A 5482-nucleotide genomic window follows, 5' to 3' on the forward strand; every position below is an offset into this window, starting at 1 on the left:
ATCCAGGCGGGCGAGTCTCCGGCAGATGAACTGGAAATCGTAGTGCCGCAAAACGCGGCCGGAGCGGGTAATTCCCTTAAGCGCAAGCGGCAGTGCGGGTGGCTAAAGGGCAACCTGTGGGAGCAGATTGCGCTGCCTATGGCAACGACCGGCCAGACACTGATTAGTCTCTGTAATACAGGTCCGCTGTTAAAGCGCAGCCAGATCGTGATGCTGCACGACATGGCAATCTACGATGTGCCGGAAGCCTTCTCGAAGAAATTCCGGTTTTGGTACCGATTCAAATTTGCGATCCTTCATCGTCAGGCGCAAGTCGTCCTGACGGTGTCAGCCTTCTCGAAGGAGCGTATTTGTCACCACCTTGGTATTGATGAAGCGCGCGTCGCAGTGATCCACAACGGTGCCGATCACCTTGATCGCGTGGTCAGCGACCCATCGGTACTGGACCGGTTGAAGCTAACCCGCGGCTCGTATTGCGTCGTCGTGGGCAGTCTGGATCCGCGCAAGAATTTGCAACGCGTGCTCGATGCGGTGAAGCAACTTGGTCACTTGCGTGACATCAAGTTCGTTATCGTGGGCGGCGCCAATCCGCGCATCTTCGACTCGAAGCACGTCGCTAAACAGCCCGATTCGGATCAGGTTGTGTGGGCGGGCTTTGTCTCTGATGGCGAGTTGAAGGCGCTGTACGGCGATGCGGCGTGCCTCGTGTTTCCTTCGCTCTATGAAGGTTTCGGATTGCCGCCGCTCGAAGCGATGTATTGCGGTTGTCCCGCGATTGTGTCGAACGAGGCGTCCCTGCCCGAAGTCTGTGGCGATGCGGCCATGTATTGCAACGCGAGATCGGTCGATGATATCGCGGCCAAGATAGCGCTGATGATGAGCGACGAAAAGCTGCGGCAGCGCTATAGCGAGATGGGCCTGCGCCACGTGCAGCAGTTTCGCTGGGATCGCGCGGCGAGCAAGCTCCTGCAGGTTTTGTACGGCGAAAGCTACGCGAAGACGGCGCAGCACGCGATGCCTTCATCGGCGAGTTAGATCCACGTTGTTAGCCGGCGCTGCCAGGCGCCGGCTAACGGACTTGACTCCGGAAGACCGAAGGCACGCGAAAATCACGATGACCACACCGGCGCCCGAGTCTTACTCGGGCACTTGCCGCTTCAGGAACGGTACCTTTTGTAGATAGAGCATCGAGGCCATCGCGATCGCAATCGCGGTTTGGACCAGCAGTACCGTTGCTGCAGCACCTTGCTCAGCGTAGAGCTTTGAAAGCACTGGCAATAGCCCGAAATTCAATACAGCCGAGCCGAGCAGCACGCGGCTGAACTGCGCCTTCATCCCGAGCGGAAGCATGGTTTGAACGCCGAATACATCTGCGAGTCCGGACATCAACGGCACGAACGCCATCCAGCGCAGGACATCGACGGTCGCGTGAAATTGCGGTCCATAAAGGACGCGGACCGCGAGCGGCGCACCGGCAAATATCACAAGCGATATGACCGTGACGATGGTTCCCTGAAAGGCCAGCATCCTGCGAAGAAACGAAAAGGCGTCTGCAGGGGCGTGGTGCATCAGGTAGCTGATGCGCGGATACGCGGCGGTTTTCAACGGCGTCAGCATGCCGAGCGCGGCCCGGATGAGTTTGTCGGCCGCGGCGAAGTAACCGGCTGCTACATTGCCCGAGATCAACGCGAGCAATACGATGTTGCTGGAGGCGTAGATTTCGGTGGCGGCGGATGCCATGAAAACCCCCCAGCCTTGCTTCAACGCCTCCGCAATAGCGCGTACGGGCGTCCGGACGAAGTCGAGTTCGCGGCGCCTATACAGGTAGATGCAGATCACGATGCCCGATAGCAGCGGCACGAATGTGTTGACGCCCATCGCCCAGTAAATGTCCTCGCGAGTGCGTACCAGCAGGAACATGGCCGGTACGCTCAACGCGCGGCCCGTGAAGACGATGGAGCCGACTACACGCAGGTCTTCAACGCCCTGGAAATACCAGGTCGGGATCAGCATGGCACCTACAGCCATGCCGAAGCCAAGCAAAAGCAGGTCGCGGTCCTCGGCGAGCCTTGGAAAGATGAACGTCAGGCTCAGCAACAGGATGAAACCCGCTGTTGTAATAGACGCTTGCGCCAAAAACGTTTCCCAGAAGACGCGCGAGCGCTCCCGGCGGTTGTCGCGGTTGATGGAGATTTGCGGCGTCGCAGTGAGTCCGAACCCATAGTTGGTCAAGGCGATGAAATAATTGACAAACGCCATCGCAAAGGCGAGGCGTCCATAGCCGCCCGGCGTAAGCACGCGCGTCAGCAGCGGCAACGTGAGCAGCGGCGCGGCATAGGTCGATATCTGCAGCATCATTAATACTGCAAAATTCTTCCGGAAAGAGGCCATCAACAGGGATTCCCGGCTTGAGTAGTGCCTAAACATTGCGCCGATTGCGGCGCCTGGCTGAGCGTGGCGAAACAGGCAAACCAAGCAACGCGTAAGGGCCGCGTCGCATCAGTCCGCGAGGCGAAATAGCGGATCAAGATTAGCATAGGTGCGTCAAAAAACTGCACCGTGTATTTTATCGAAAACAGGCGCGCGCTCTTTGCATACAGATACATTGCGAGCGCGCTAACTATTGATGCCGTCTGCAATTTAAACATACGCGCGCCAGCGCACTCAGTGCGATGAGCAACATTTGTACCGACGAATAAATGGCGTAGCGCGGTGCCGTGCGGCCTGACTGAAGCAGCCGTGTGGGGTGTCGAACGGTATGGCCCGGCGAGTTGTTGTCTAATTACGTCAAGCCGGCTAGGTGAGACCGCCGCTTGCACCCGCGATGCGGCCCACGAACGACTGCGAAGCTAATGAAGATATTAATTGCCAATACGTTGTATTACCCCGACATGGTCGGAGGCGCGGAGATTTCGACGCAGATTCTGGCGGAGGGATTGGTTGCGGCGGGCGTTGAAGTTTGTGTCGTCTGTGCAACAGGCTCTGGCTCCGACCGAGTGAGCGAACTGAACGGCGTGAAGATCTATCATCTGCGTTTCGCCAATCTGTACTGGCCGCACCAGCCGAAGAAGCGCTCGCCGCTGGCAAAGCTGGTGTGGCACGCCATCGACGTACATAACGTCTTGATGGCAAGAAAAATAAAGAAGATCGTTGCGCGAGAAAAGCCGGACCTCATTAGCACGAGTAACCTGTCGTGCCTTTCGATCGGCATCTGGCGCATGGCAAACGAATCGGGCGTGCCGATCGTTCATACCGTCCGCGACTATTACCTGATGTGCCCGACATCGAAGATGCTCTCGCATAACAAGTCGTGCGAGCAACAGTGCGCAATGTGCGCTCGCTATGCAGGGCCGAAGAGGACTGCGTCGCAACGCGTCGATGCCGTGATCGGCGTCAGCCAGTTCGTCCTGCAAAAGCATATTGACAACGGGTTCTTCGCAGGCGCGTCGTCCACGGGAGTCATCAGCGATTGTTATCTGCCGATGAAAAGCGCAACGTCGAACGCAACCCCCGCTATATATAACGGCGGCGCCGTGCGGCTTGGGGTTCTCGGACGGATATCGCCGGAGAAGGGCATAGAGGTACTGCTTGACGCGTTGCTAAGCGATTCGAGTCTGGAATGGAGCCTGTCCATAGGCGGTACAGGCGACGCAGCCTATCTCGCCGAATTGAAGGCCCGCTACACCGATCCGCGCGTACGCTTTCTCGGCCATGTCGTGCCGGCGGCCTTCCTTCAAAGCATCGACATCCTCGTGGTGCCGTCGAAGTGGAACGAGCCGTTTGGCCGAGTGACCGTAGAAGCTTACTCGTATGGCGTTCCTGTAGTCGGTGCGAATACGGGCGGAATTCCTGAGGTGATCGAGCCGGACTCCTATCTGATATTCGACATCAACCAGCCACATACAGTCATCGATAAAATTACCGAGGCAATTGAGCTATTAAATAACTCCGGGATACGCAAGCGTCTGCTCGACTATGCCGAGACCTTCAGCCCGGACGCGATGGTCGGCGCGTATCTTGACTTGTACAACGCCGCATTGAAGGCGGCGTCCAGGCGCGCTCCCGCCGTCGCGTCAGTCAGTACACCGTGACGCATTTGTTGCGTATTCGCATACGCATTTTTTCGTTCACCCTGTCCGATGCCGTGCATTGAAAGCAGGGTGGACGTTCCTGTGATCCCCGATGCTGCGTCATACGCATCAGAGTCCTATTGACTGCTTGCCGCGGTCCATTTGACCAGTCAAGCGCTGTTGCAATTCAGCACACTTTCAATGCCGCAATGCGGCATTGAAAGTGCCTTATGTGCGGAACCGCACACCACCCGCAATACTCGCCACCTACCATAAAGCTCGCGATCCGCACGCTCAGGATCTTACTGTCTACTATTGAAAAGTGAGAGTCATGTGAAAGTCGCAATCGTGCATGATTGGCTTGTGGTCTCGGGAGGCGCAGAAAAGGTCTTGCAACAAATGCTGGCTTGTTTTCCGCGCGCTGACATTTTTACCATTGTCGATTTTCTGGAGGATCGCAGCTTCATTAAGGACCGGACGGTGTATTCGTCGTTTATCCAGAAGCTGCCGTTTGCGCGCAAGCGCTACAGAAGCTACCTGCCGTTGATGCCGCTTGCCATTGAGCAATTCGATCTGTCGGGCTATGACCTGGTCTTGTCGAGTTCGTACGCGGTCGCCAAGGGCGTACTGGTCGGTCCCGATCAACTGCATGTCAGCTACGTGCATTCGCCCATCCGTTATGCCTGGGACTTGCAGCACCAGTACCTGAAAGAGTCGGGTCTCGCGTCGGGATTCAAATCGATCCTGGCGCGCGTCCTGCTTCACTATATTCGCGGCTGGGACGCGCGTTCGGCTAATGGTGTCGATTGCATTATTGCCAACTCGCATTACATTGCGCGGCGGATCAAGAAAGCTTACCAGCGCGATTCGACGGTGATCTATCCACCGGTCGACGTTAGCGGTTTCCTTGTCGGCACGCACAAGGACGACTTCTATCTCACGGCTTCGCGCATGGTCCCGTACAAGCGAATGGATCTGATCGTGAAGGCGTTCTCGAAGACGCCTGAGCGACGTCTGGTTGTGATCGGCGACGGGCCCGACATGGCCAAGATCAAGGCCGTCGCGGGCCCTAATGTCCAGATCATGGGCTATCAACCCTTCACGGTACTCCGTGATCATCTGCAGCGCGCTCGCGCCTTCGTGTATGCCGCGGAGGAGGATTTCGGAATTTCGATCGTCGAGGCACAGGCGTGTGGCACGCCGGTCATCGCATTCGGCAAGGGCGGCGCGCTCGAATCGGTCATTGGCTATCCACGGGAGCGCTCGACAGGCGTCTTCTTCAGGGAGCAGACGCTCGAGTCCTTGCTGGAAGCTGTCGATTGCTTTGAGCGTCATTCGCGCCGTTTTGAACCCAAGGCCTGTCGAGCGAACGCCGAGCGGTTCTCTGCTGAGAATTTCAGGGCGGCACTGAC

4 protein-coding genes are annotated in these 5482 nt (G+C 57.3%); 3 read left to right on the forward strand and 1 reads right to left on the reverse strand.

The annotated features are described in order from the left end of the window. The gene (locus WCA53_RS25535) at positions 1-1035 is read left to right on the forward strand and encodes a glycosyltransferase family 4 protein (protein WP_423916979.1); all 1035 of its coding nucleotides are present in this window, start codon (positions 1-3) and stop codon (positions 1033-1035) included. 102 nt (positions 1036-1137) lie between these two features. Here the strand turns inward: WCA53_RS25535 and WCA53_RS25540 are convergent, their stop codons facing one another. Beyond that, positions 1138-2391, reverse strand: a complete 1254-nt coding sequence (locus WCA53_RS25540) for an oligosaccharide flippase family protein (RefSeq protein ID WP_423916981.1) — start codon at positions 2389-2391, stop codon at positions 1138-1140. Between the two features lie 461 nt (positions 2392-2852). Here WCA53_RS25540 and WCA53_RS25545 point away from each other — a divergent pair, with 461 nt between their 5' ends. Both WCA53_RS25545 and WCA53_RS25550 read left to right on the forward strand, forming a co-directional pair. Beyond that, positions 2853-4091, forward strand: a complete 1239-nt coding sequence (locus WCA53_RS25545) for a glycosyltransferase family 4 protein (RefSeq protein ID WP_423916983.1) — start codon at positions 2853-2855, stop codon at positions 4089-4091. 312 nt (positions 4092-4403) lie between these two features. Beyond that, a partial coding sequence (locus tag WCA53_RS25550) for a glycosyltransferase family 4 protein (RefSeq protein ID WP_423916986.1) occupies positions 4404-5482 on the forward strand: 1079 nt, incomplete at its 3' end.

This window comes from Caballeronia sp., assembly GCF_049581465.1.
In the GTDB taxonomy this organism is placed as follows: domain Bacteria; phylum Pseudomonadota; class Gammaproteobacteria; order Burkholderiales; family Burkholderiaceae; genus Caballeronia.

Bases quoted from the DNA above. Each gene is read 5' to 3' on its own strand.
- WCA53_RS25545 (WP_423916983.1), top strand. From the start codon at position 2,853: ATGAAGATATTAATTGCCAATACGTTGTATTACCCCGACATGGTCGGA.
- WCA53_RS25540 (WP_423916981.1), bottom strand. From the start codon at position 2,391: ATGGCCTCTTTCCGGAAGAATTTTGCAGTATTAATGATGCTGCAGATA.